This is a genomic window from Nocardioides euryhalodurans (assembly GCF_004564375.1).
Taxonomy (GTDB): domain Bacteria; phylum Actinomycetota; class Actinomycetes; order Propionibacteriales; family Nocardioidaceae; genus Nocardioides; species Nocardioides euryhalodurans.
The window spans coordinates 1,804,195-1,828,812 of the sequence record NZ_CP038267.1 but is presented as its reverse complement, the minus strand read 5'-3'; the positions used below and the strand labels follow the sequence as shown (position 1 = coordinate 1,828,812).

General features: G+C 72.4%; 24 protein-coding genes and 1 tRNA gene. 22 read left to right on the top strand and 3 right to left on the bottom strand.

From position 1 onward, the window contains the following. The first annotated feature begins 2 nt into the window (after window positions 1-2). The 13 genes from EXE57_RS08600 (at window position 3) to EXE57_RS08540 (ending at window position 12,566) form a co-directional block, all read left to right on the top strand. Complete coding sequence (locus tag EXE57_RS08600) at window positions 3-473, top strand: MogA/MoaB family molybdenum cofactor biosynthesis protein (RefSeq protein WP_208543070.1); 471 nt, start codon at window positions 3-5, stop codon at window positions 471-473. Beyond that, window positions 470-1,057 carry a GNAT family N-acetyltransferase gene (locus EXE57_RS08595; RefSeq protein ID WP_135076405.1) on the top strand — a complete coding sequence of 196 codons (588 nt, stop codon included), beginning with the start codon at window positions 470-472 and terminating at the stop codon, window positions 1,055-1,057. The genes EXE57_RS08600 and EXE57_RS08595 overlap by 4 nt, the downstream gene beginning before the upstream one ends. 120 nt (window positions 1,058-1,177) lie before the next feature. Further along, window positions 1,178-1,948, top strand: coding sequence for a divisome protein SepX/GlpR (gene sepX / locus EXE57_RS08590; protein ID WP_135076402.1), 771 nt, complete (start codon window positions 1,178-1,180; stop codon window positions 1,946-1,948). Window positions 1,949-1,985: 37 nt separating this feature from the next. After that, window positions 1,986-2,456, top strand: coding sequence for an SRPBCC family protein (locus EXE57_RS08585; protein ID WP_135076399.1), 471 nt, complete (start codon window positions 1,986-1,988; stop codon window positions 2,454-2,456). A gap of 63 nt (window positions 2,457-2,519) precedes the next feature. Then, a tRNA-Ala gene (locus EXE57_RS08580) sits at window positions 2,520-2,595 on the top strand. Between the two features lie 520 nt (window positions 2,596-3,115). Next, window positions 3,116-3,637, top strand: a complete 522-nt coding sequence (locus EXE57_RS08575) for a SigE family RNA polymerase sigma factor (RefSeq protein WP_135076396.1) — start codon at window positions 3,116-3,118, stop codon at window positions 3,635-3,637. After that, window positions 3,634-4,494: a hypothetical protein gene (locus tag EXE57_RS08570; RefSeq protein WP_135076393.1), complete on the top strand. Its 861-nt coding sequence runs from the start codon at window positions 3,634-3,636 to the stop codon at window positions 4,492-4,494. The genes EXE57_RS08575 and EXE57_RS08570 overlap by 4 nt, the downstream gene beginning before the upstream one ends. A gap of 26 nt (window positions 4,495-4,520) precedes the next feature. Further along, window positions 4,521-5,690 (top strand): phosphatase PAP2 family protein, encoded by a 1,170-nt coding sequence (locus EXE57_RS08565; RefSeq protein ID WP_135076391.1) that lies wholly within the window; start codon window positions 4,521-4,523, stop codon window positions 5,688-5,690. A 281-nt stretch (window positions 5,691-5,971) separates the two neighbouring features. Next, window positions 5,972-6,814, top strand: a complete 843-nt coding sequence (locus EXE57_RS08560) for a hypothetical protein (RefSeq protein ID WP_135076388.1) — start codon at window positions 5,972-5,974, stop codon at window positions 6,812-6,814. Between the two features lie 74 nt (window positions 6,815-6,888). Beyond that, window positions 6,889-8,406, top strand: a complete 1,518-nt coding sequence (locus tag EXE57_RS08555) for an amidase (RefSeq protein WP_167305860.1) — start codon at window positions 6,889-6,891, stop codon at window positions 8,404-8,406. A gap of 752 nt (window positions 8,407-9,158) precedes the next feature. Then, the gene (locus EXE57_RS08550; RefSeq protein ID WP_135076382.1) at window positions 9,159-9,938 is read left to right on the top strand and encodes a SurA N-terminal domain-containing protein; all 780 of its coding nucleotides are present in this window, start codon (window positions 9,159-9,161) and stop codon (window positions 9,936-9,938) included. Window positions 9,939-10,102: 164 nt separating this feature from the next. Next, entirely contained in the window at window positions 10,103-12,028 is a 1,926-nt protein-coding gene (locus EXE57_RS08545; protein ID WP_167305859.1) for a CocE/NonD family hydrolase, read from the top strand. A 25-nt stretch (window positions 12,029-12,053) separates the two neighbouring features. After that, window positions 12,054-12,566 carry a hypothetical protein gene (locus tag EXE57_RS08540; protein WP_135076377.1) on the top strand — a complete coding sequence of 171 codons (513 nt, stop codon included), beginning with the start codon at window positions 12,054-12,056 and terminating at the stop codon, window positions 12,564-12,566. A 117-nt stretch (window positions 12,567-12,683) separates the two neighbouring features. On the opposite strand, the gene EXE57_RS08535 is transcribed toward EXE57_RS08540, so the two are convergent. After that, window positions 12,684-13,934, bottom strand: a complete 1,251-nt coding sequence (locus EXE57_RS08535) for a hypothetical protein (RefSeq protein WP_135076374.1) — start codon at window positions 13,932-13,934, stop codon at window positions 12,684-12,686. A gap of 74 nt (window positions 13,935-14,008) precedes the next feature. On the opposite strand from EXE57_RS08535, the gene EXE57_RS08530 reads away from it, so the two are divergent. Continuing rightward, window positions 14,009-14,392 (top strand): hypothetical protein, encoded by a 384-nt coding sequence (locus EXE57_RS08530; RefSeq protein WP_135076371.1) that lies wholly within the window; start codon window positions 14,009-14,011, stop codon window positions 14,390-14,392. A gap of 9 nt (window positions 14,393-14,401) precedes the next feature. On the opposite strand, the gene EXE57_RS08525 is transcribed toward EXE57_RS08530, so the two are convergent. Beyond that, entirely contained in the window at window positions 14,402-16,066 is a 1,665-nt protein-coding gene (locus tag EXE57_RS08525) for a dolichyl-phosphate-mannose--protein mannosyltransferase (protein ID WP_167305858.1), read from the bottom strand. Window positions 16,067-16,092: 26 nt separating this feature from the next. Between EXE57_RS08525 and rsmI the strand changes: the two genes are divergently transcribed. The 6 genes from rsmI (at window position 16,093) to EXE57_RS08495 (ending at window position 22,860) form a co-directional block, all read left to right on the top strand. Further along, window positions 16,093-16,950, top strand: a complete 858-nt coding sequence (rsmI, locus tag EXE57_RS08520; protein ID WP_208543017.1) for a 16S rRNA (cytidine(1402)-2'-O)-methyltransferase — start codon at window positions 16,093-16,095, stop codon at window positions 16,948-16,950. Next, window positions 16,947-17,837: a TatD family hydrolase gene (locus EXE57_RS08515; protein ID WP_135076368.1), complete on the top strand. Its 891-nt coding sequence runs from the start codon at window positions 16,947-16,949 to the stop codon at window positions 17,835-17,837. Before rsmI ends, EXE57_RS08515 begins: the two co-directional genes overlap by 4 nt. A gap of 300 nt (window positions 17,838-18,137) precedes the next feature. Continuing rightward, window positions 18,138-19,286, top strand: coding sequence for a resuscitation-promoting factor (locus tag EXE57_RS20325; RefSeq protein ID WP_279633194.1), 1,149 nt, complete (start codon window positions 18,138-18,140; stop codon window positions 19,284-19,286). Between the two features lie 30 nt (window positions 19,287-19,316). Beyond that, a complete protein-coding gene (gene rsmA / locus EXE57_RS08505) occupies window positions 19,317-20,177 on the top strand; it encodes a 16S rRNA (adenine(1518)-N(6)/adenine(1519)-N(6))-dimethyltransferase RsmA (RefSeq protein WP_135076365.1) in 861 nt (286 codons plus the stop codon). Then, entirely contained in the window at window positions 20,174-21,067 is an 894-nt protein-coding gene (locus tag EXE57_RS08500) for a 4-(cytidine 5'-diphospho)-2-C-methyl-D-erythritol kinase (protein WP_208543016.1), read from the top strand. The genes rsmA and EXE57_RS08500 overlap by 4 nt, the downstream gene beginning before the upstream one ends. Then, complete coding sequence (locus EXE57_RS08495) at window positions 21,067-22,860, top strand: ABC-F family ATP-binding cassette domain-containing protein (RefSeq protein ID WP_135076362.1); 1,794 nt, start codon at window positions 21,067-21,069, stop codon at window positions 22,858-22,860. The genes EXE57_RS08500 and EXE57_RS08495 overlap by 1 nt, the downstream gene beginning before the upstream one ends. 84 nt (window positions 22,861-22,944) lie before the next feature. Here the strand turns inward: EXE57_RS08495 and EXE57_RS08490 are convergent, their stop codons facing one another. Then, window positions 22,945-23,430 carry a MarR family winged helix-turn-helix transcriptional regulator gene (locus EXE57_RS08490; RefSeq protein ID WP_135076359.1) on the bottom strand — a complete coding sequence of 162 codons (486 nt, stop codon included), beginning with the start codon at window positions 23,428-23,430 and terminating at the stop codon, window positions 22,945-22,947. Window positions 23,431-23,483: 53 nt separating this feature from the next. On the opposite strand from EXE57_RS08490, the gene EXE57_RS08485 reads away from it, so the two are divergent. Together EXE57_RS08485 and EXE57_RS08480 are read left to right on the top strand one after the other, a co-directional pair. After that, window positions 23,484-24,248, top strand: coding sequence for a methyltransferase domain-containing protein (locus EXE57_RS08485; protein ID WP_135076356.1), 765 nt, complete (start codon window positions 23,484-23,486; stop codon window positions 24,246-24,248). Further along, window positions 24,245-24,616: a VOC family protein gene (locus tag EXE57_RS08480; protein WP_135076353.1), complete on the top strand. Its 372-nt coding sequence runs from the start codon at window positions 24,245-24,247 to the stop codon at window positions 24,614-24,616. Before EXE57_RS08485 ends, EXE57_RS08480 begins: the two co-directional genes overlap by 4 nt. Window positions 24,617-24,618: the final 2 nt, after the last annotated feature.

The window sequence follows — 24,618 nt, the reverse complement described above, 5'->3', positions numbered from 1 at the left end:
CGATGCGGGCCGAGGTCGTGGTCGCCTCCAACCGTGCGGCGGCCGGCGTGTACGCCGACGAGACCGGCCCACTCATCGTCGAGTTCCTGCACGGTCTCGGCTTCACGGTCGACGACCCGGTCGTCGTCCCCGACGGCGACCCCGTCGGCGCCGCGATCCGTGCCGCGGCCGACGACGGCGCCCGCCTCGTGCTCACCACCGGCGGTACCGGCCTCACGCCGACCGACCGCACCCCCGAGCAGACCCGGGCCGTGCTCGACCTCGAGGTGCCCGGGATCGCCGAGTCGATCCGGGCCGCCGGGGTCGCCAAGGGCATCCCCACCGCGGCGCTCTCCCGCGGGCTCGCAGGGGTGGTCGGCAGCTGCCTCGTCGTCAACCTGCCCGGCTCGCGCGGTGGCGTGAAGGACGGCCTGGCCGTGCTCGAGCCGATCCTGGTCCACGCCGTGGAGCAGGTCGTCGGGAGCGACCATTGACGGCGTGGCCGGCGCGGCTCACCTCGGGCGAGGTGACGCTGCGGCCGCTCGCGCGGTCCGACAAGGCCGCCTGGCGTGAGGTGCGCCGCCGCAACGCCGACTGGCTGCGCCCGTGGGACGCGACCGTCCCGCCCGGCACGGCGGCCCGCCCGGCGTCGTTCGGCTCGCTGGTGCGCCGGCTCGGCCGGATGGCGCGGCAGGGCACGACGTACCCCTTCGCGATCGAGGTGGACGGCCGCTTCGCCGGACAGCTGACGGTCAACAACATCGTCCGCGGCTCGGCGCAGTTCGCCTCGATGGGCTACTGGATCGACCAGCGGTACGCCGGCCGCGGGATCGTGCCGCGTGCCGTGGCGATGGCGATCGACCACTGCTTCACGCGCGGTGGGCTGCACCGCGTCGAGATCTGCATCCGGCCGGAGAACACCAACTCGCTCCGCGTCGTCGAGAAGCTCGGCCTGCACGAGGTCGGGCTCGCCCCCCGCTTCCTCCACATCGACGGCGCCTGGCGGGACCACCGGATCTACGCCGTCACCGTCGAGGAGTGCCCCGAGGGGATGCTGGCGCGGCTCGACGGCCGCTGAGCGCCGCGACCGGGGAACGCCCCTCACCCACCGCCGAACCACACCAGTCACAGAAGTGATTTTGCGACACACCCACGTCGGTGCGGTCCCCGCCTCGGTCGCGCTCCTACGCTCGGCTCCGTGGACCTCTCTGCGCTGATCTTCGTGGCCCTTGCCGTGGCGTGGGCCGTCTACCTGATCCCCAAGGCGCTCAAGCACCACGACGACGTGGTCCGCAGCCGCTCGGTCGACCGGTTCTCCCACACGATGCGGGTGCTCGCGCGCCGCGAGCCGGTCAACCGTCGCAACACCCGCCTCGTGGTCAGCCCGGGCCGGCCAGCCTCGACGCCGATCGTCACCACCAAGGCGTCCCTCTCCGCCGCGCCGGCCTCGACCCGCGAGTCCACCCGGCGCGCGACGCGTCGCCGGCGCCGGGTCCTGGGCCTGCTGACCTTCTCGCTGCTCGCGACGGTCGGGGTGGCCGCCTTCGGCCTGATCAGCTGGTTCTACGTCGCGATCCCCGGCGGCCTGATCGTCGCCTGGCTGGTCGCCTGCCGGGTGATGGTGCGCCGGGAGCGCAACGTCCGCTTCGACCGCTCGCTCTCCGAGCCGGACGTGCCGGCCGAGGAGCCGGCCGTCGACGAGGCGGCCGTCGACGCGCTCGAGGACACCTCGCAGACGCCGGCGATCACGGACCCGAGTCTCTGGGACCCGATGCCGGTGACGCTGCCGACGTACGTCTCCAAGCCGCCGGCCGCGCGGCGTACGGTGCGCACCATCGACCTGGACTCCACCGGCGTGTGGACCTCGGGCCGTACCGAGGCCGACTCGGCGCTCGCGCGTGAGGCCGACGAGGCCGCCCGCGCCGCCAAGACCGCTGCCGAGCAGCAGCACCGCGCCACCGGCTCCTGAGCCGCGACGGCTGCGGGGACGGGTCTACGCTGCCGGCATGTCGGCCACCCACCTGACCGAGTCCCGGGCGGTCCCGGTCGCGCGCGACGAGGCGTACGACCGGGTGCTGTCCACCCCGCTCCCGGAGATCTTCCACCGCCGCTACGTCCTCATGCCACCGATCCGCGAGGTCCGCGAGGCCCCGGACTCCTGGGACTCCGTCGGCCAGAGCCGCCGCATCGTCACGACCGACGGTGGCACGATGCTCGAGGAGCTGAGCTCGGTGGAGCGGCCCCTGTCCTGGGGCTACACCCTCTCCGAGGTCACCGGTCCGCTGAAGCCCCTGGTCGCCACCGTCGACGGGCTCTGGGCGGTCGAGGCCGCCGGCACGGGATGCCGGATCACGTGGACCTGGACGGTCCACCCCCGCGGCCGTGCCGGCGCGCTCGCGATGCCGCTCCTGGGCCGTCTCTGGCACGGCTACGCGCGCCAGGCGCTGGAGGAGATCGAGCGGCTGCTGCTGCGCTGATCCCGCTTTGGAGACCGGCTGTCGCCGGTGCTAACGTCTGCCATCGCGTCCCGTGGACGCACTGGGGCTGTGGCGCAGTTGGTAGCGCGTCTCGTTCGCAATGAGAAGGTCAGGGGTTCGAATCCCCTCAGCTCCACCAAAGGAGTGCCCCGGGTGACCTGCGGAAACGCACGGATCACTCGGGGGATTCGTCGTTGTTATTCGCCCGCGCGTCGGGCGGATGGCCCCCCGGTGGCCCCCGGCGCCTGTTGAGGCGCTCCAGGTCGGCCAGATAGACGCGCATGGCGACGGCCCCGGCAGCTGTCCGGATGAACGGCGTGCCGAATGAGGTACGGGTCCCGGAAAGCCCTTCGGACGGGTGGCGGCGTGGGGGTGGTCCTCGACGTCGGCGGCCGGCGGTCGAGCGCGGTCGCGTCGTCAATAGTCGTCGACCGGCAGCGCGAAGGGTTCTTGGTCCTGACGGGGATCGCATCCAGAGGCGAGAAGTTCGTGTCCAGAGGATCGGAGCTGGCGGGCCGTTTCGCCGTCGAGGAAGCTCGTGGCTCCGGTGATGGCCGGACGGATGGGCACAGCGTGGCAACAACGAATCTCCATTTGGGGACGAACCGGATCGACGACCATTCGCGTTATAGGAGCGTGACCACGAAGTGGGGTGAGCGATGACCACGGCGGCGCAGGACCTCGTCGACTTCGTCGACTTCGTCGCCGCGCGCTGGCAGTCGCTCTACCGCCTGGCCTACCTGCTGACGGCGTCGCCCACAGTGGCCGAGGACGTGCTCCAGACCACGCTCGAGAAGGCGTACGTCGGGTGGGCACGGATCGGCCGCATGGAGTATCCGGAGGCGTACGTGCGCCGGATGCTGGCCAACGCGGTGGTGTCGAGCAGCCGTAGGGCCTGGCTGCGCGAGGTGCTGTCGGAGCGGCCGCTGGAGGCCGCGGCCGAGCCGGTGGAGGTCGGCGTACTCGACCGGTCGTTGCTCTGGCCGTTGGTGTGTGCGCTGCCTGCGCGGCAGCGCGCAGTGATCGTCCTGCGCTACTACGAGGACCTGACGGAGGCGCAGATCTCGGAAGTTCTCGGATGTGCCCCCGGCACTGTGAAGTCACAGGCGTCGGCGGCAATGAAGGCTCTCCGGCGCGCTTTGGCCGCGTCGGGTGTCGGAGAGGTGTTGGGCGAGTCATGAATCTCGAAGAGGAACTTTGTGCGGTGCTGCGCCAGGAGGCGGAGGTGCGCACGACGCCGACCCCGGACATCGAAGCCATGGTCGAGGGCGGGGAGACCCGCCTGCGCCGGCGCAACACGATGCGCATGGGCCTCGCGGCCGCAGCGGTGCTGCTCGTCGGCGGCGGCACCTACGGCGCCACGCAGCTCGACAACGCCCTCCCTGACACCGGCGTGGTGAACCAGCCCAGCGAGACGCCCGAGGCCGCGCCCCCTCAGCCCTGGGCGGACAACGACCAGGCACCGGCCGAGGCGGGCACATACCGGACCGACGTGGGCAACACCGAGGCCGGCGTCGCAATCGAGGCCGACTTCACCATCGACGGTGAAGGCTGGCGCGCCTCGAACTACCCGGTGGCGAACACCGGCCAGCCCTTCGCCGGCCTCGGCGTCTACCAGCCAGAGTCGGTGGGCGGCGGCTGCCGAATGGCCGCGGGCTACAAGGACGCAGCCACCGCACCCCAGCAGCTGGTCCAGCAGCTGATCCACCTGCCGCGCAGTCAGGTCGTCCAACAGCCCGCACCCACCGAGGCCTTCGGACGCAGCGCCGTCCACCTCCAGCTGCGGATCGACGCCGGGTGCGCGGCCGATGACCCCGCCTACCTGGTGGCCGACGGTCCGGCCGGGGACCGTGGCATCAGCTACTTCGACGAGAGCCCCCAGGGGGACGAGGGCATGGTCATCATCGACTTCTGGGTGGTGGACGTTGACGGCACGTCCGTGGTGGTCGACAGGTTCCACCTCGAGGACGCCCCGGACGACCTGGTCGCCCAGTCCACCCGGGCTGTCGAGTCGATCACGTTCCGCATCGAGGAATAGATGATCAATCAGAGAATGGGAAGCACATGAACCTCAAGCATCGCTTCTTGGCGGGCCTCAGCGCCATCGCCGCCGCCGGGCTCACCGTCGCCGCACCCGGCGGCCCGCATGTCGCAGCCGCCGAGCCCGAGTCCGCCGAGATCGCGCTCGCATGGCAGAGCACCGCCCTGGCCACGGTGCCGTTCACCCCCGCCCAGGCGTTGTACCTGTCGTTCACCAGCACGGCCGCAGACCGGGCGGTCCGCAAGTCGCTCAAGACCGAGGACTCCTCCGAGGCAGCTGCCCTGGCTCAAGCCGCACACGACGTCCTCGTGCACTACTTCCCCCCGTCGGCCACCACCCTCGACACCAAGCTGGCCGAGACCCTGGCCACTGTCCCCGACGGTCCCCCGGAGGACACCGGAGTCACCATCGGTGCGAGTGCGGCAGACGCGGTCATCGCCTCCCGCGTCGACGACAGCCGTGGGGACCCCCTCATCGTCTACAGCGCACAGCCGGGCATCGGCGTATGGGTGCACACCGGCCCGATGGTGACCGCTTGGTACGGCTTCGTCGACCGGGTCGCCGGAGGCCGCCCCGTGGCCGTCGACGGACCGGACCCGGTGGGCAGCGCGGCCTACCGGACCGACCTGGCCGAGGTCCAAGCCGACGGCCGCACCGGGGCGGACCCCACCAACGCGGCGACCGCGACGTTCTTCAACGTCCCGGGCTTCGCGCTCTACCGCAACGCGCTGATCGCCCATCTGCGCACACGCCAGGTGCCCCTGAGCCTGTCCGAGACCACGGACCTGTTCGCGGACCTCGACCGCTCGACGGCTGAGGCCATGCGGCAGACCTGGCGACTGAAGTTCACCGAGGGTTTCTGGCGGCCGACGGCGGCGATCACCTCCGACGACGGCGACCCGCTCACCTCCTCGGTGGCCGGCTGGACCTCCGTGCTCCCGGTGCCGGCGTACCCGGAGTATCCGAGCGGCCACGGGACACTGACCGCCGCGTTCGCCGAGACCGTGCGCTGTCACCTCGGTGACATCCCGCTCACGCTCAACGGCAACGGCGCCCCCCGCAGCTATCCCAGCCTGGCAACGCTGGAGGACGACGCGTTCATGTCCCGCATCTGGGGCGGCATCCACTTCCGGGACGCCATGGACGACGCCTACCTGATCGGCCACACCGTCGCTCGGCAGGTCTGCAGCTGAGACCGGGCCCTCCAGGGACCCAGGCTAAGTGCCAACCACGACAAGGATCGTGACCACATGAAGGCGAAGTGTGCGCCCGCCGCACTGCTGCTGGCCTCGGCCGGCTGCGCTGACTCGGACGAGACATCCGAGCCGGCCGGCACAGCCGCCCTCACCGTCGCTGCCGGGTTCGAGGCGCACGGTCAACAACGTCGTCGGGGAGGTGGAGCGCTGCTCCACCCGCCGTTGCCACTTCCTGCTTTCTAGGAGTCGACATGTTCCCTTCGAAGGAGAGCCGATCCATGGAGCAGGAAGCCGAGCCTGTGGGCTTCGTCGCGGCACGCGCTGCCGCGCTCTCGCGCGCGCCGTACGTGCTGGCCGTATTGGCGTCGCTGCTGCTGGGCGGATGTGGAGGCGGCTCCACCCCTACAGCGCCACGGGAGCCCACGTCCCCGGCGGCCGGTGCATCGACCAGCCCTCCGACGAGCGCGGCCCCGACCGGCGTGCCCGAGCTCCAGGACGGTGCAGTGACCCCCGGGCGCTACCGATTCGCGGTATTGAACACCTGCGACGTGGACTGCCCGGCGGACAAGAGGCCGGCGCTACCGACCCTCGAGGTCACCGTTCCCGCGGGCTGGACCGCCGCAACGGAGGTCGTCTCCCTCTTCCCGGTCCAGGGCAGGGACACGGCGAGTCCCAACGACCCGGCCCTCGCGCTGGGGTGGACCAACTGGTGGGTGCGCCTGAACTCCCAGCCCTGCTCACAGGTCTCGCACCAGGAGACCGACAGCCCGGTCGGCCCGACCGTTGACGACTTCGTCGACGCCGTGGCCGCACATCCGCTCATCGACACCACCGAGCCCCGGCCCGTCAAGCTGGGGAAGTACGGCGGCACGTTCTTCTCGCTGCTCGGACCGAAGGACCTGAGCGACTGCTATGAGTGGCGTCCCTGGGAGCCCGCGCCCTACGTCCAGGGGCCGGCGAACCGGTGGGACCTCTGGGTCATGGACGTCGATGGGGTTCGCGTGGTCATCATGACCCAGTACTTCCCGGAGACACCGGCGGCCATCAAGGCCGAGTTGCGCGCCATGGCGGAATCCGTCCGTTTCGCACCTGGGCGGAGCCAGGCGGAGGCCACGTCATGATCCCCCGACGGCCGAAACTGCCCGGCTCCCGTCCTCGCCGAGCCGTCGTCGCCGGCACGTTGGTGCTTGCTCTGGTGGGGTGCACCGACTCGACCCCCGGAACCGCGCCCGCCGACACGTCGGAGACGAGTCGGTCGACCACCACGGCGGCGACCGAACCGCCGCCGGACACGCTGATCACCGGAGAGGTCCGGTTCCCGACGGACGCCACCATCGCGGAGCTGCAACGCGCCCTGCGAAACGGACGGATCACCTCGGTCGAGCTTGTCGACTACTTCCTCGCGCGGATCGAGGCGTACGACGACGCCGGACCCGAGCTGAACGCGCTGATCACGATCAACCCTCGGGCGCGCGCCGAGGCCGCGGCCCTCGATTCCGAGCGCGCAGCGTCCGGGCCACGCGGGCCGCTGCACGGGATCCCGCTGGTGGTGAAGGACAACATCAACACGGCCGAGATGCGGACGACGTCCGGCAGCCGCGTCCTCGAGCACTTCCAGACGGCCCGGGACGCCTTCCAGGTCCGCAAGCTGCGCGAGGCGGGGGCGATCATCCTCGGCAAAGCGAACCTCGCCGAACTGGCCCAGAGCTCCAACTCCTACTCGACCGTCGGAGGCCAGACGCTGAGCCCGTACGACACCAGCCGGGAGCCCGGCGGGTCGAGTGGCGGCACCGCCGTCGCCGTCGCGGCGAACTTCGCCGTCGCGGGACTCGGACAGGACACCTGCGGATCCATCCGCCACCCTGCGGGACTGAACAACGTCTACGGTCTGCGCCCGACCTACGGCCTGTCGTCGCGCGCAGGGTCCCTTCGCTTCTCCTCCTCCCTCGACGAGCTGGGTCCGATGACGCGCACCGTGGCAGATCTGGCGATCATCGTGGACATCACCTCCGGCGAGGACCCTGAGGACCCGGCCACGGTGCCGACGCAGACATCCCTCGTCGATGCGCTCGACCCTGGCGGACTCGAGGGGCGGCGCATCGGCGTCCTGGAGTTCGACTACCGAAACGAGCTGGACGGCGTCCTCCAGGACGCGCTCGACGTGATGGTCGCGAACGGGGCGGAGCTGGTCCCGATCAGCCTGCCCGAGCCACGGCAGAACATGGATCCGATCCTGGGCGAGTTCCCGTCGAGCCTCGCCGCGTACCTCGCGGAGGAACCCACCGCGCCGAGGCGGGCGTGGGCCCGGATCGTGAACGACCCGGGAGCCAGTCGCAGGAAACCCACCACCCGGGCGTACCGCGAGGCGGTCGCCGGCCGGATGGCGTACCGGCGGGATCTCGAGGCGGTCCTGGATCGGCTCGACGTCGACGCGGTCGCCTACCCCGTCAGCTCGACGACGGCGAGCGTCATCGTGCGTCCCGACCAGGACGACGACTCCGGCCACTTCAACTGCGGCCCAGCGAGTATCGCGGGCCTGCCGGCGCTGGCGATGCCGGCCGGCTTCGCGTCCGACGGCCTGCCGGTCGGCCTGGAGCTGCTCGGTCGCGCGTTCGACGAGGCGACGCTGATCTCGATCGCGTCCGGCTTCGAGGCGCACACCGACCACCGCGGGCTGCCGGCCTCGACGCCGCCGCTGCCTACCGAAGGTTAGTCGGCCGGGACCGGAGCGTCTCAGAATCCAACCCGAACGGCTCAGGTGCGCGAGGGGGGGAGTCAAACCGGAGAACCACCCCGCTGACAAGCGAGCCCCCGGCTCTTCAGCGTGAAACAGCGTCCCGTTGCTTCGGGCTGCCTCTCGTTACCCCGATCCGTGCACCTCAGAGGTGCACCAGCCAGTACTCAGTTGTTCGAGCCTTTCGACGCGGGAGCCCGCTAGCCGAACGTGAGCCCGTACTTGTCCACCAGCTCCATGGTGGCCGCGGGATCCGCCTCGCATCCGAATCTGGCGACGAGCGGGCCGAGGTCGAGGTCCCCCGGTCGCGGTTTCGATGATCTTGAATGCCGCTTCGGGACGCTCTGCCGCGGTGTAGAAGCACACCCTCAAGCCGGAATTCGCGTGCGGACGCGTCGGCCCGGCGGCCGTGAACAGAGCCAGTGGATCCGTCGTCCGGCTGTGGCCCCCCGGTGGCGCCGAGTCGGAAATTCGGGCTTGTCGGGGCAAGCAGTGCAACGCACGGAAACGGTCGCACATGTGGCAGGTGGAGCAAGGCGCACCTTCGCAATGAGAAGGTCAGGGGTTCGAATCCCCTCAGCTCCACCGACGCACGACCCGCTGTCCAGCGGCAGCAGGTGCAGCTTCTCCCAGTCCCCGCTCGCGGCTTCCGGCGACCAGGAGCTTGCCGGGCCAGGCAGGCCCCCGCCCGATCAGGCTCCGCTCAGGGTCGACACGTACGGTCGTGGGCGATGACTGACACGAAGCGACCCACGACTGTCCTCGGCCTGGGCCTGGCTGCCGCCCTGCTCGCGCTCACCGCCTGCGGTGGGGGCGACTCCGAGAGCGCCGGCGGCGGCTCCTCCGAGGAGACCTCCGAGTCACCCGCCGCGCAGGGCCAGCTGCCCGAGCCCGACCTCGAGGGCATCCCCGACGTGGTGGCCGAGGTGAACGGCGAGGAGGTGACCCGCGACGAGTTCGTCACGAGCTACACGGCGCAGTTCCAGCAGGCCGCCCTGCAGGCCCAGATGGGCGGCGGCGAGGAGCCCGACGAGGAGGCGCTCAAGGAGCAGACGGCCAACACGCTCGTCGACACCGAGCTGCTGATGCAGGAGGCCGAGGAGCGGGGGATCGACGCCTCCGAGCAGGACGTCGAGGACAAGCTCGCCGAGCTGGCCGAGCAGAACCAGCTCGGGTCCTCCGAGGAGTTCCTCGCCGCCCTCGAGGAGCAGGGCACCTCCGCCGACCAGGTCCGCACCCAGGTGGAGACCCAGGTCGTCGTCGAGCGGCTCGTCGCCGACGAGTCAGGCTCGGTCGAGCCGACCGAGAAGGAGCTCCGCACGCTCTACGACCAGGCCAAGCAGCAGCAGGAGCAGATGGCCCAGCAGGGCGGGCAGCAGCAGAAGATCCCGCCGTTCGAGAAGGTGCGCGCACAGCTCGAGGAGCAGGCCGTCGCCCAGGAGCAGGGCCAGGCCGCGCAGGCGCTGGTCGACGAGCTCCGCGACGGCGCGGACATCACGATCAACCTCTGAGGCGTGCCGTGGGCGGACGCCGTCGGGCTCGACGCTTGACGCGCGTCCACCCGTGACGTTGGCTTGAGCCCCATCCAGGTGGACTCGGCCACCTGTCGGCCCGACCGGCGACGCCGGACGCGGGCGCGGCGCGCGGCCCTGCCACCCTTCTCGGGAGGAACGCCGTGAGCACATCTCGCACCGCCCTGACCGGTCTCGCCGTCGGAGGGCTGGTGCTGGCCGGCCTCTCCGTCGCGAGCCTCACCGGACCCGCCGCCGGAGCCCCGCCGGGGGCTGCACCCGGCACGCCCTACGAGCTGCGCAACGGGCGTACGGCACCGATCCACGACTATGCCGGCGCGATCCGGGAGACCGTCTGGGTCACGGCTCCGGACTTCGACGACGACGGCGAGCCCGACCGGGTCGCAGCCGACATCATCCGGCCCCGCGAGACGGCTGCCGCCGGGGTCGACGTCCCCGTCGTGATGGACGCCAGCCCCTACCACCTCAGCGTCGGCCGGGGCAACGAGGGCGAGTTCAAGACGTACGCCGAGGACGGCTCGCCCGAGCAGTTCCCGCTGTTCTACGACAACTACTTCGTCCCCCGCGGCTACGCCTTCGTCGCCGTCGACGTCGCGGGCACCGCCCGGTCGACCGGCTGCGTCGACCAGGGCGGCGTCTCCGACGTCGGCTCGGTGGAGGCGGTCGTGAAGTGGCTCAACGGCAACGCCGAGGCGGTGGACGCCGAGGGTGAGCCGGTCACCGCCGACTGGACCAACGGTCGTACCGGCATGATCGGCAAGAGCTACGACGGCACCATCGCCAACGGCGTCGCCGCCACCGGTGTCGAGGGCCTCGAGACGATCGTGCCGATCTCGGCGATCAGCTCGTGGTACGACTACGACCGTTCCCAGGGGCTGCCCTTCAGCTGGGACTACCCGTCCTGGCTGTCCGGCTACGTCGCGCGCAACCGCACCGAGCCGGTCGACTGCAGCGCCACTCTGCAGCGCATGGCGGCGGAGGACGGCGACGAGACCGGGGCGTACGACGCCTTCTGGGCCGAGCGCGACCATCGTCAGGGCCCGGTCACCAACGTCGGCAACGTCGAGGCCAGCGTGTTCGTCTACCACGGGCTGCAGGACACCAACGTCAAGACGCGGAACTTCTCCCAGTGGTGGACCCAGCTGGGTCGCGAGGGCGTGACCCGCAAGATGTGGCTGACCCGCGTGGGACACGTCGACCCCTTCGACACCGACCGCTCGCGCTGGGTGAGGACCCTGCACCGCTGGTTCGACAGCGAGCTCATGGGCATCGACAACGGCATCCTGGACGAGCGCGAGGTCGACGTGGAGGTCCGCCCCGACGAGTGGGTCACCCAGACCCGCTGGCCGGCCCGCGGGCAGACCACCTTCACGCCACGCGCCGACGGACGGATGCTCGCCAAGCGGGCGACGGCCGGGACGGCCTCCTGGGTCAACGACCCGCAGCAGAGCGAGACCGCGGCGCTGACCTCCGGCAACGGTTCCCGTCGGCTGCTGTTCGCCAGTGGTCCGCTCCGGAAGGACACCCGGATGAGCGGGACCGCCACCGCCACGCTGGGCGTGACGACCGAGGTCCCGGTCGGGCAGGTCGGCGTGATGCTCGTCGACTACGGCCTGGGGGAGCGGGTGCTCGCCAGCGGCGATGGTGCGGTCACGACGCAGCAGGAGTCCTGCCACGGGTCGTCGACGTCGTACGACGACGCGTGCTACTTCACGATGCGCCGCAACGTCGGCACCACCCCGCTGCAGGTCCTCGGTCGCGGCTGGGCCCGGCTCGACGGGGCGGGTCGCCACGACGTCACGGTCCGGATGGATCCCGACGACACCGTCGTGTCGAAGGGGCACCGGCTCGGGCTGGTGGTCGTCGCTGCGGCACCGAGCCGGCTCCGCAACGTCGACACCAGTCCCACGTCTCGCTACACCCTGGACCTCGCGGCGACCTCGTTCTCCGTGCCGGGCAAGGTCAGCACGGCGGCCGGTCGCAGCGCGCGCCGGCTCGCGTGGCTGCCCGACGAGCTCGTGCGCGGCACGGTGGCGCCTCCGGCGAAGAAGTTCGTGCTGCCGCGCTGAGGCGTGACCCGCCTACGCTGTGGCGATGGCGGACCACGGGACGACGGCCGGCGACCCGGAGCTGGTCGAGCGTGCGGCGCGGCTGAAGGAGCGCGTCTACATCACGTTCACGGCGCTGGCCGTCGTCCTCGCCCTCGGCTCCCACGCGGAGTCGGCGGGACGGGCAGCGTTGACCCTGCTGATCGCCGTGACGGGCACCGCGCTGGCGGTGCTCGTGGCCGACGTCGTGGCCCACGTGGTCGTGCACGCCCGGCTGCCGACCGGGCGGGAGCTGGGGTCGATGGTCCGGGTCAGCTCCAGCGCGCTGGCGTCCCTGCTCCTGCCGTTCGTGTTCCTCGGCCTGGGAGTCGCGGGGATCTGGGAGAGCGACACCGCGCTCCGGGCCGCGACCATCGCGCTGGTGGTAGCCCTCGTCGCGATCGGCTACCTCGCCGTACGCCGGCTGCAGCTGCCCCTGCTCCAGCGGCTGGTCGTGCTGCTCGCCGAGGTGGTGCTCGGCCTGGCGGTCATCGCCCTGGAGCTGCTCGCCCACGGGTGAGTGGGTCGTCGTGATGGTCCTCCCGGGCCGGATAGTCCCCGAATCTTTGGTCGCAGAGCTCCCCGGTCGGCGACCGGAGGTTCGGGGACTACCCAGGTGCGGCCGCTGCCGGCGCCCTCAGGTGCGCGCGAAGCGGACCGCGCCGTGGCTGCCGTACGGCACCAGCCGGCCCCCGGCCGGCTCGCCGTCGAAGCCGACCATCAGCAGTCCGCCGTCGTGCTCGACGAGGGTGGGCCAGGGGATGTTGCTGGTGTACGGCGCGTCGATCTCGCCCACCTCGGTCAGGTCGAGGTCCATGACCGGGTAGCGCCTGCGGTGGCCGTCGCTGACGAGCACCCGCCAGTCGTCGCCGAACCGGTGGAGGGTCGAGCCCTCGGTCTCGCGGTGTCCCCTCACCGCTGCCGAGCGCAGCTCCAGCGTCTCGAGCGAGGGCCCCGCCGCGAGCACGGGGTGGAAGCGGAAGAAGCGGGTGGCGCTGACGTACGCCACCAGCCACTCGTCGTCGCTCCGGACCAGGTGGGGGTCCCAGACACCCACCGAGCGCAGCCCGGTCGTCGGCAGGTCCAGGGCGCGGGTGTCGAGCACGTGTCGACCCGTGAGCAGGTCGGCGTCGGTCTCGGCGAGGGTCACCGCGACGGTCGCCCCCGGGCGCTGCGGGTCGAAGTCGCCCCAGGTGCTGGTCGCGAGCAGCCAGCGGCCACCGTCCCGGACCAGGTGCGAGGCGTGGTCGCCGTAGACCCCGCCGTCGCCCGGTCGGCGGAAGAACAGGTCGCTGCGGTGGACCAGCGACAGCTTCGCCGGGTCGAGCGTCCACACGGAGGTGTGGGCGGTGTCGAAGAAGCCCGGCCCGGCGCTCGTGGCCGTGACGAGGACCCGGTCGCTCTCGCGCACGGGCGACCCGTCGGCGTACGTGACGAGCCGGAGGTCACGCAGGCCGACCTGGCCGTATCCGCGCAGCTGCCCGCCCTCGGCCCGCAGTGCTGCCAGCCACTCCTCGTCGTGGGTGTCGATGCGGCCGCGCAGCTCGACCCGACCGCGCACGAGCCACTCGCCCCCCTCGCGCGACCAGACCGTCAGGTGGGTACCGGTCAGCGTCAGCGCCACCCGCTCCACCGTGGCGTCGGGGCGACCCGCGCGCCGGCTGCGGTGGTCGGTGGTCAGGCCGCCGTTGGTCACTGCGAGGGAGAAGCCGTCGTCGTCGTAGGCCACGGCCAGCCGGTCCTCGCCGCTGACCAGGGCCAGCGTGACGTGACGGTGGCCCACGGCGTCGACCGCGACGTACGGCGCCAGCGCGTGCTCGAGCCGCCCGGGCCGGGCGATCTGGACCGGCCGGGTGCTGCCGGCGTCCTCGAAGCGGGGGAGTTCCACGAGGAGAAGCATGCCTCGGCCTCCGAGAGACGAGTGCTTGACCTCACCCGGGTCCTCGGGTGACCGTGTCGCCCATGCTGCGCGAACCGCACGAGAACGTGGCGACGGTGCTGGTGGACCCCTGCGTGCTCGTCGAGCTCGAGGTCCGCCTGATGGCGCTCGACCTGCGGCTCTGGCCGGTCGCCACCGCGCCGATCTGCGCCGACGGTCCCCGGCAGGCCTTCCAGATCAGGCACCGGATGCTCGAGGCCAGGCGGGGTGCGTGGGACGACGCCGCCGACTGGGTTCCGGCCTGGGTGTCCTTCGGCGAGAGCTGGCGCGAGGGGGTCGAGCCGTTGCCGTGGGTGGCGCGGTCGACGCTCTACCGCACGCTCGACGAGTACGCCGGCCACGTGCGCTACCGCCGGGGGCTCGGCGGTGTGCCGCTGCTCAACGTGCCGCGCGAGCGGACTGCGTGAGTCCGCAGCTCAGATCCAGCGCTCGAACCAGATCCGGTCCACCCACTCCGAGTGGGTCAGCAGCTGGTTGGCGTACACCGGGTAGAACCACGCGAAGTTGAGCAGCACCAGCACGAAGAACGAGCCCGCGACGACCACGCCCGCAGTCCGCCGCGGCGTCGGCGCACGGGAGCTGCCGACCAGCTTGCCGAGGCAGAGCGCGACGGCGATCACCATGAACGGCAGCATCATCGAGGCGTAGAACAGGAAGATCGGCCGGTCGTCGTAGGCCAGCCAGGGCAGCCACGTCGAGAGCGTGCCGACCACGGGCACCCCGAAGCGCCAGTCCCGCTGCCCCACCCACAGCACCGCTGAGGCGAGCAGCCCGAGGATCGAGCCCCACCAGAGCGCAGGCGTCCCGATCATCAGCGTCTGCCGGAGGCAGTCGGAGTCGGCCGGGGCGTCGCAGCCCTGGCTGCCCGGCGCGATGTCGGTGTCGGCGCTGACGTTGACCGGCTTCGCGAGCAGCAGCCACCCCGACGGCAGCGACTGGTAGGCGTGGTCGGAGTCGTCGAGGAAGTGGGCGTGGAAGGTGTAGACGTCGTCGTGGTAGTACGCCAGGGACCGCAGCGACTGCACCACCTCCCCGAGGCCGGAGGCGTCGGGCTCGTCCCGCGTCGGCCACGGCGAGCCCCCGTCGTACGTCGTGTACTGGCTGTTGGAGAGTGACTGCTCGTACTCCTCGGCGTGGACCAGCCAGCCGGTCCAGGTCGCGACGTACACCACGAAGGCGACCAGCACGAGGTGGACGAAGGCAGGCACGCCGTCGACCACCGCGGAGCGGAGCACCGGCCGGCGCACCCCGAAGGAGCGACGCGCGCCGGCGCTCCACGCCCAGACGAGCAGGCCGAAGGCCGCGAGGGGGTAGAGGGCCGTCCACTTGGTGCCGACGGCCAGGCCGAAGCAGACCCCCGCCGCGAGCAGCCACGGCCGCCACAGCAGCCCGCGCACCGGACCCCAGCCGCCCGTGACCGGCTCCGGGGCCAGCCGCGCCAGCCGGGCGCGCCAGTGGTCGCGGTCGATCACCACGCAGCTGACCGCGCAGAGGGTGAGGAGCGCCACGAAGATGTCGAGCAGCGCCAGCCGCGACAGCACGAAGTGGAGCCCGTCGAAGGCGAGCAACAGGCCGGCGACGCAGCCGAGCAGGGTGGATCCGGTGAGGCGGCGCACGAGTCGGACGAGCACCAGCACCATCAGCGAGCCCGCGATGAGCGACGGCACCCGCCAGCCGACCGGGTCGAGCCCGAAGGCCAGCTCGCCCAGGCCGATCAGCCACTTGCCCAGCTCGGGGTGCACGACCATCGTCGGGTCCTGCTGCCAGAGGCCGGACGACTCGCCCCGCATGATCTGCCGGTCCGCGTTCGCGACGTAGTCGCGGACGTAGCCGTGGTGGACCAGCGACCAGGCGTGCTTGGCGTAGTAGGTCTCGTCGAAGGCCAGCTCGCGCGGCTCGCCCAGCCCGACCAGTCGCATGCCGAAGGCCAGCACCATCACGCCGAGGGAGGCCAGCCAGCTGGTGACCGGGTGCTCCAGGCGGCCACGACCGCGCGCCCGCTCGGCCGCGAGGGGCACCGCACGCCCGTCCGCGGTCCGCGAGAGGCCGGTGCGCGGCGTCTCGGTGGCGGGGGCGGTCACGTGGGCAGCCTAGATCGGCGGCTGACATGATCGGTGGCGTGACCGGTCTCCTCGTCCTCGCGGCGACCCCCATCGGCCAGGTGGGCGACGCCCCGCCGCGGCTGGCGACCGAGCTCGCCACCGCCGACGTCGTGGCCGCCGAGGACACCCGGCGCCTCCGGCGGCTCTGCCGCGACCTCGGCGTCGAGATCAGCGGCCGGGTCGTGTCCTACTTCGAGGGGAACGAGCAGGCCCGCACCCCGCTGCTGCTCGAGGCGCTCGAGGCGGGGGAGCGGGTGCTGCTCGTGACCGACGCGGGGATGCCGAGCGTGTCCGACCCCGGCTACCGCCTCGTCGTCGCGGCTGTCGAGGCCGACGTGCGAGTCACGTCTGTGCCGGGCCCCTCCGCGGTGCTCACCGCGCTGGCCGTGTCGGGACTGCCGGTGGACCGCTTCTGCTTCGAGGGGTTCCTGCCCCGCAAGGCGGGGGAGCGCGGGCGCCGGCTGGCCGGCCTGGCGTCGGAGGAGCGGACGATGGTGTTCTTCGAGGCGCCCCACCGGACCGAGGCTGCGCTCGGCGCGATGGCCGAGGCGTTCGGGGGCGACCGGCCCGCCGCCGTGTGTCGCGAGCTCACCAAGACCCACGAGGAGGTACGCCGGGGGTCGCTCGCCGACCTGCTCGCCTGGTCGGCCGACGGCATCCGGGGTGAGGTCACCCTCGTGGTCGCCGGGGCCGTGCCGACCGCCGCCGTCGCCGCCGACCCCGCCGCCTGGCGCGACGCGGTCGCGGACCTCGAGGGCTCCGGTGCGACCCGCAAGGAGGCGATCGTGCAGGTCGCCCGGCTCGCCGGCGTCCCGAAGCGGGAGGTCTACGACGCCGTCCACCGCGACCAGGAGGAGTCGTGACCGAGGAGCCCACCCGCCGTCGCGCGGCGACGGAGGAGAAGTCCGGTGCCCGGCGCGACCGTGAGCGGCCGCCGGCCCCCGAGCCGCTGCCCCACCCGGTGGTGGACAACCACTGCCACCTCGACATCGCGGACGGCGACTGGCTGCGTACCGAGGAGGCGCTGGCCGCCGCGAAGGCCGTCAACGTCCCGCGGATCGTGCAGATCGGCTGCGACCTGCCGGGCGCGCGCTGGGCGGTCGAGGCCGCGGCGTCGTACGACGCGCTGGTGGCGGGGGTCGCGCTGCATCCCAACGAGGCGCCGCGGCTGGCCGAGGCCGGCACGCTCGACGACGCGCTCGCCGAGATCGAGCAGCTCGCCCTCGCCCACGACAAGGTCCGGGCGGTGGGGGAGACGGGCCTCGACCGGTTCCGCACCGGCGAGGAGGGCCGGGCCGCCCAGGTCGAGAGCTTCCGCCGCCACGTCGACCTGGCGAAGCGGCTCGACAAGACGCTGGTGATCCACGACCGCGACGCCCACGAGGGCGTGCTCGAGGTGATCGACGGCGAGGGTGCGCCCGAGCGGTGGGTGATGCACTGCTTCTCCGGCGACGCGGACTTCGCGCGGGCCTGCCTCGACCGGGGCGCCTACCTCAGCTTCGCGGGGACCGTGACGTTCAAGAACGCGGCACCGCTGCGCAACGCCCTGGTCGTCGCGCCCCGCGACCGGATCCTCGTGGAGACCGACGCGCCGTACCTCACCCCCACCCCGTGGCGCGGCCGGCCGAACGCCTCCTACCTCGTCCCGCACACCGTCCGGGCGATGGCGGAGGTGCGCGGGGAGGACCTCGAGGAGCTGTGCCGGGCCATCGACAGCAACACCGAGAGTGCCTTCGGCGGCGCCTGGTAGGGGTGTTCCTGCTCACGGCACCCCGCTGTCCGCAGGCGTGGCGGGGCGTGTTATCGGCACGACCGTCCGATAACCGGACGATTTCGTGGACGGGGACTTGGCGAGACCCGAGGTCCTCGTTATCGTTTCGTGATTGTTGGCCGGGATCGGGAACGACATCCGTCCAGCGCCGGGGGTGCCAGGCCCACACGCCGCACCCCGCGAGAACCCCCGCTCGCAAGACCCTCACCCACCCGTGAGACGTCGCGCGTCCGGGCGCGCTGGCACCCGAGGCCCGGGGAGTACGACGTTCGGAGAATCGTGCAGACGCGCAGCTTCATCGCACGGCTGGTCCACAGCAAGGCTGTCCTCGTCGGCCTGGTGGCCGCCGTCGTCCTGGCCCTCGCCGGGACCACCTACGGCTACAACGCCCTCAACACCAGCGTGACCCTCTCCCTCGACGGGCAGGAGCGCGAGGTGACCGCCATGGGCGACACCGTCGGCGCCGTCCTCGAGTCCGAGGGCATCGAGGTGGGCGAGCACGACCTCGTCGCCCCCGGCCTCGACGAGGAGGTCAGCGACGGCAGCGCCATCAGCATCCGCTTCGGCCGCCCGCTCGAGCTCACCGTCGACGGCGACACCGAGACCCACTGGGTGACCGCGACCGACGTCGCCTCCGCCCTCGGCGAGATCGGTAGCCGCTACGCCGGCGCCGAGCTCTCCGTCAGCCGTGGTGGCTCCATCGACCGCGAGGGCATGGCCCTCGAGATCGTCACCGAGAAGAAGATCGAGGTCGCCCTCGCCGGCAAGAAGCCCGTGACCCGCAAGGTCACCGCGCTCACGCCGCGCGACGCCCTCGAGGAGCTCGGCGTCAAGGTCGACAAGGACGACAAGGTGACCCCCGGGCCGAAGGCCGAGCTGGAGGACGGCGACCGCATCGTCTTCACCGACCTCCGCGTGGTCACCAAGCGCGTGAAGAGCGAGGCCATCGACTTCTCCACCGTCGAGCGCGCCGACGGCTCCATGCTCGAGGGCGAGACCGAGACCGTCCGCTCCGGCGAGTCCGGCGCCCGCGACGTGACCTACGAGATCACCTTCCGCAATGGCGAGCTCGTCGCCCGCAAGGTGCTCCGCCAGGAGGTGCTGCGCGAGCCGGTCGACGCGATCGTCAAGTACGGCACCAAGGAGGAGCCCGAGCCGGTCGCCACGACCAACTACGCCTCCGGCAGCACCGTCTGGGACCAGCTCGCGCAGTGCGAGTCCGGCGGCAACTGGGCCATCAACACCGGCAACGGCTACTACGGCGGGCTGCAGTTCAGCCTCGGCACGTGGCAGGCGTACGGCGGCCCCGGCATGCCGCACCAGCAGAGCCGCGAGACCCAGATCGCGATCGCCGAGAAGGTCCGTGCCGCCACCGGCGGCTACGGCTCCTGGCCGCACTGCTCGCAGTCGCTGGGCCTGCCCCAGTGACCCACGCCGTGCGTGGCTAGCCTTGCGCACATGACGTCGTCCGCCGGTCCGAGACTCCTCGGGCCGGCGGACGTGCGTTCGCTGGCGGCCGCCCTCGACCTGCGGCCGACCAAGCAGCGGGGCCAGAACTTCGTCATCGACGCCAACACCGTCCGGCGCATCGTCCGTGAGTCCGGGGTCGGGCCCGACGACGTGGTCGTCGAGGTCGGCCCCGGTCTCGGATCGCTGACCCTGGCGCTGCTCGACGTGGCCCGCCGCGTGGTCGCGATCGAGGTCGACCCCCTGCTCGCGGAGCGGCTGCCGGCGACGATCGCCGAGTACGCCCCGGACCACGTCGACCGGGTCGAGGTGGTGCTCGCCGACGCGATGCGCATCGACCAGGTCCCCGGACCGCCGCCGACCGCGCTGGTCGCCAACCTCCCGTACAACGTCTCGGTCCCGGTGCTGCTCCACCTGCTGCAGCTGCTGCCCGGCCTCGAGCGCGGCCTGGTGATGGTGCAGTCCGAGGTCGCCGACCGGCTGGCCGCCGGCCCCGGCTCCAAGGTCTACGGCGTCCCGTCGGTCAAGGCCGCCTGGTACGCCGACGTCCGTCGGGCCGGCGCCATCGGGCGCAACGTCTTCTGGCCCGCTCCCAACGTCGACTCCGGGCTGGTCGCGTGGACCCGGCGCGAGCCGCCCACCACCGAGGTGACCCGGGAGCAGGTCTTCACCGTCGTCGACGCGGCCTTCGCCCACCGCCGCAAGGGGCTGCGGGGAGCGCTCCGCGGGCTCGCCGGGTCCTCGGAGGCGGCCGAGGCCGCGCTGGCGGCTGCCGGGATCGACCCGCTGACCCGCGGGGAGTCCCTCGCCCTCGCCGACTTCGTCCGCATCACCGAGGAGCTGCACCGGTGACCACGACGATCACGGTCCGGGCCGCTGCGAAGGTCAACCTCCACCTCGGGGTCGGCGCGCCCCGCCCGGACGGGTTCCACCCGCTCGACACCGTCTACCAGGCCGTGAGCCTGTACGACGACGTGCGTGTGCGGCCGGCCGGGTCGTGGTCGCTCGACCTCACCGCCGCGGCCCACGTCGCCGCGACCGACGTACCCCTCGACGGGCGGAACATCGTCACCCGTGCGGCCGACCTGCTCGGCGTCGAGGCCGAGGTCTCGATCCACAAGGAGATCCCGGCCGCCGGTGGCATGGCCGGCGGCAGCGCCGACGCCGCGGCGGCCCTGGTGGCGCTGGACCGGCTGCACGACCTGCAGACCTCCGACGCCCGGCTGCTCGAGCTCGCGGCCGAGCTCGGGAGCGACGTCCCGTTCGCGCTGGTGGGCGGGACCGCCCGCGGCACCGGCCGGGGCGAGCAGGTGGCGCCGGTCGACGACGCGGGCTCGTGGTGGTGGGTCGTCGTCCCGTCCGGGACCGGCCTGTCGACGCCCGAGGTCTATGCCCGCTTCGACGCGCTGCGTCCCGACGCTGCTGCCGAGCCCGCCTCGCCCGACCGGCTGCTCGCCGCGCTGGCCTCGGGCGAGCCGGCCGCCCTGGCCGCCGCCCTGCGCAACGACCTCGAGCCGGCCGCACTCGACCTCCGGCCCGAGCTGCGCGACGTGCTCGAGGCCGGCGAGGCCGCCGGGGCGCTGCGCGGACTGGTGAGCGGCTCGGGACCGACCTGCGTGTTCCTGTGCAGCGACGGTCCGGGCGCCCGGGAGGTCGCGGTCGCGCTCCGGTCGGCGTACGACGTCGTGCTGACCGCCCACGGCCCCGTCGCCGGCGCCCACGTGATGACGGAGGCCGGCTGATGGCGAACCTGCTCAACCTCGAGCGCGTGTCCAAGGCGCACGGCGTGCGACCGCTCCTGACCGACGTCTCGCTGGGCGTCTCGGCCGGCGACCGGATCGGCATCGTCGGCCGCAACGGCGACGGCAAGACCACCCTGCTGGAGGTGATGACCGGCCTCGAGCCGGTCGACTCCGGGCGGGTGTCGCGGTCGCGGGGGCTGCTCGTCGGCTACCTGCGGCAGGGCGACGACCTCGTCGACACCCACACCGTCCGCGAGGCGGTCCTCGGCGGCCGGTCCGACCACGAGTGGGCGGCCGACCCGAGCACCCGCGAGGTGGTCGAGGTGCTGCTGGCCGGCGTCTCGCTCGACCGCGCGGTCGCCGGCCTCTCCGGTGGCGAGCGGCGACGGTGCTCGCTGGCCGAGCTGCTCCTGGGCCACCACGACCTGGTCGTGCTCGACGAGCCGACCAACCACCTCGACGTCGAGGCCGTGGCCTGGCTGGCCGAGCACCTCGCCAAGCGCCCGTCCGCGCTGGTCGTCGTGACCCACGACCGGTGGTTCCTCGATGCCGTCTGCCAGTGGACCTGGGAGGTCCACGACGGGGTGGTCGACGCCTACGAGGGCGGCTACGCCGCGTTCGTGCTCTCCAAGGCAGAGCGGCAGCGGCAGGCGGCCGCCTCGGAGGCGCGGCGCCAGAACCTCGTCCGCAAGGAGCTGGCCTGGCTCCGCCGCGGTGCGCCGGCACGGACCTCCAAGCCCAAGTTCCGCATCGACGCCGCCACCACCCTGATCGAGGACGAGCCGCCGCCGCGCGATCGCCTCGAGCTGCAGAAGTTCGCCACCCAACGGCTGGGCAAGGACGTCGTCGACGTCGAGGACGTCGACCTGTCGCGGGGCGACCGGCAGCTGCTGAAGCACGCGACCTGGCGGCTCGGGCCGGGCGACCGCGTCGGGATCGTCGGCGTCAACGGGGCCGGCAAGACCTCGGTGCTGTCGCTGCTCTCCGGGGCGCTCCCGCCCTCGGCGGGGCGGGTCCGCCACGGCCGGACGATCGCGCTCCAGCACCTCACCCAGCACATCGACGACCTCGACCCCGAGTCGCGCGTGCTCGAGACCGTCGAGTCGATCAAGCGGGTGACCCGGATGGCCGACGGGACCGACGTGACGGCGAGCGGCATGCTGGAGCGGTTCGGCTTCACCGGTGACAAGCTGACCGCCCGGACCGGCGACCTGTCCGGTGGCGAGCGTCGGCGCTTCCAGCTGCTGCGGCTGCTGCTCACCGAGCCCAACGTGCTGCTGCTCGACGAGCCCACCAACGACCTCGACATCGAGACCCTCAACGTCCTCGAGGACTTCCTCGACCGCTGGCCCGGAACCCTCGTCGTGGTCTCCCACGACCGCTACTTCCTCGAGCGGGTCACCGACTCTATCTGGGCACTGATGGGGGACGGCCAGATCGCGATGCTGCCCCGAGGCGTCGACGAGTACCTCGAACGCCGAGCCGGCGCTTCCTCTCAGCCCCAGCCCGCCGAGACGGCGCTGGCTCCCACCCCTGCAGCTGCCGAGTCGGCGCTTCCTGACAGGCCGCGCGCCGGCAGCGCGGAGGAGCGGGCGGCCCGCAAGACGATGGCGCGGATCGACAAGCAGCTCGAGCGGATCGCCGTACGCGAGGCGGAGCTCAACGCCGCGCTCGAGGCACACGCCCAGGACTACGAGAAGCTCGCGGATCTCGGCGCTTCGGTGCAGCAGCTGGTCGACGAGCGGGAGGCGCTGGAGCTGGAGTGGCTGGAGGCCGCCGAGCACGTGGAGTGACGGCGTGCGCAAGCGCCGACTCGCGGCTGGTACACCGTCACCTAGCGCCGACTCGCGGCTCGGACACCGTCAGTAGGCGCCGACTCAGCGGTAGGGGACGAGCAGGGTGCGGAGCAGGCCGGCGAGCTCGGCACGGTCGCGGTCGGACAGGTCGGCCAGCAGGTCCGCCTCGGCGGCGAGCAGCTCTTCGAAGGCGGCGTCGACCGCGGCCTTGCCCTCGGCGGTCAGCCGGACGATGACGCCGCGCCGGTCGGCCGGGTCGGGGTAGCGCTCGACGTAGCCGCGCGCGGCCAGCCGGTCGACCCGGTTGGTCATGGTGCCGCTGGTCACCAGCGTCTCGCGGATCAGCCGCCCCGGCGAGAGCTCGTACGGGGCGCCCGCGCGGCGCAGAGCGGCGAGCACGTCGAACTCCCACGACTCGATGCGGTGCCGGGTGAACGCCTTGCGGCGGGCCAGGTCGAGGTGGCGCGCGAGCCGCGTGATCCGGCTGAAGACCGCCACCGGCGCGAGGTCGAGGTCGGGGCGCACGCGCGCCCACGCCTCGGTCAGCTCGTCGACCTCGTCCCTCATGGCGCCCAGCATAGGGCTTGTCGAGAATCTTGATGTCAAGATAAAGTGGAAGCATGACCTGGGACCCCGAGCACTACCTGACCTACGCCGACGAGCGCGGCCGACCGTTCGTCGAGCTCGTGCGCCGCGTCGCTGCCGAACGCCCGGCCGACGTCGTCGACCTCGGCTGCGGACCCGGCAACCTGACCCGGCTGCTCGCGCAGCGCTGGCCCGGGGCGCGTGTGTGCGGGCTCGACGCCAGTCCGGAGATGGTCGACACGGCGCAGCGGGACGTGCCGGACCTCGCCTTCGAGGTCGCCGACCTGCGTGACTGGGCGGCCTCGGGTGACGAGGTCGACGTGCTGGTGTCGAACGCGACGCTGCAGTGGCTCCCCGAGCACCTCGACCTGCTTCCGGGCCTGGTCGAGCGGGTCCGTCCGGGCGGCTGGATCGCCTTCCAGGTCCCCGGCAACTTCGGGGAGCCGAGCCACACCCTCCGTGACGAGCTCGCCGCGCAGGAGCCGTACGCCGACCACGTCCGTGACGTGGCGGTGCCCTCCAGCCACGACCCGGAGGTGTACCTGGCGGCGCTGGCCGGCCTCGGGTGCCAGGTGGACGTGTGGGAGACGACGTACCTCCACGTGCTCACCGGCGAGGACCCTGTCTTCGCCTGGGTGTCGGCGACGGGTGCCCGCCCGACCCTCGAGGCGTTGCCGGAAGGGCTCCGGGCCGACTTCGAGGCCGAGTACCGCAAGCGACTGCGGGAGGCCTACCCCGATCGCGGCCACGGCGTCGTGATGCCCTTCCGCCGGATCTTCGCGGTCGGGAGGAAGGCATGAGGCTCCACCATGTGCAGGTGGCCATCCCCGCGGGAGGGGAGCCGGTGGCGCGCCGGTTCTGGGTCGAGGGCGTCGGCATGGCCGAGGTGCAGAAGCCGGAGCCGTTGCGTGGCCGCGGCGGACTGTGGGTGCGCCACCCGGGCGGGGCCGAGGTGCACGTGGGGGTGGAGGACCCCTTCGTGCCGGCCCGCAAGGCGCACCCCGCGCTGCTCCTCGACACGGTCGGGACGCTCGACGAGGTGGCCGAGAGGCTGGCCGCCCTCGGCTTCGAGGTCGACCACCGTGAGCGCGAGACCTTCCCGGGGCACCTCCGCTGCCACGTCCGAGACGGTCACGGCAACCGGGTGGAGCTGCTCGCCCCGGCGTAGGC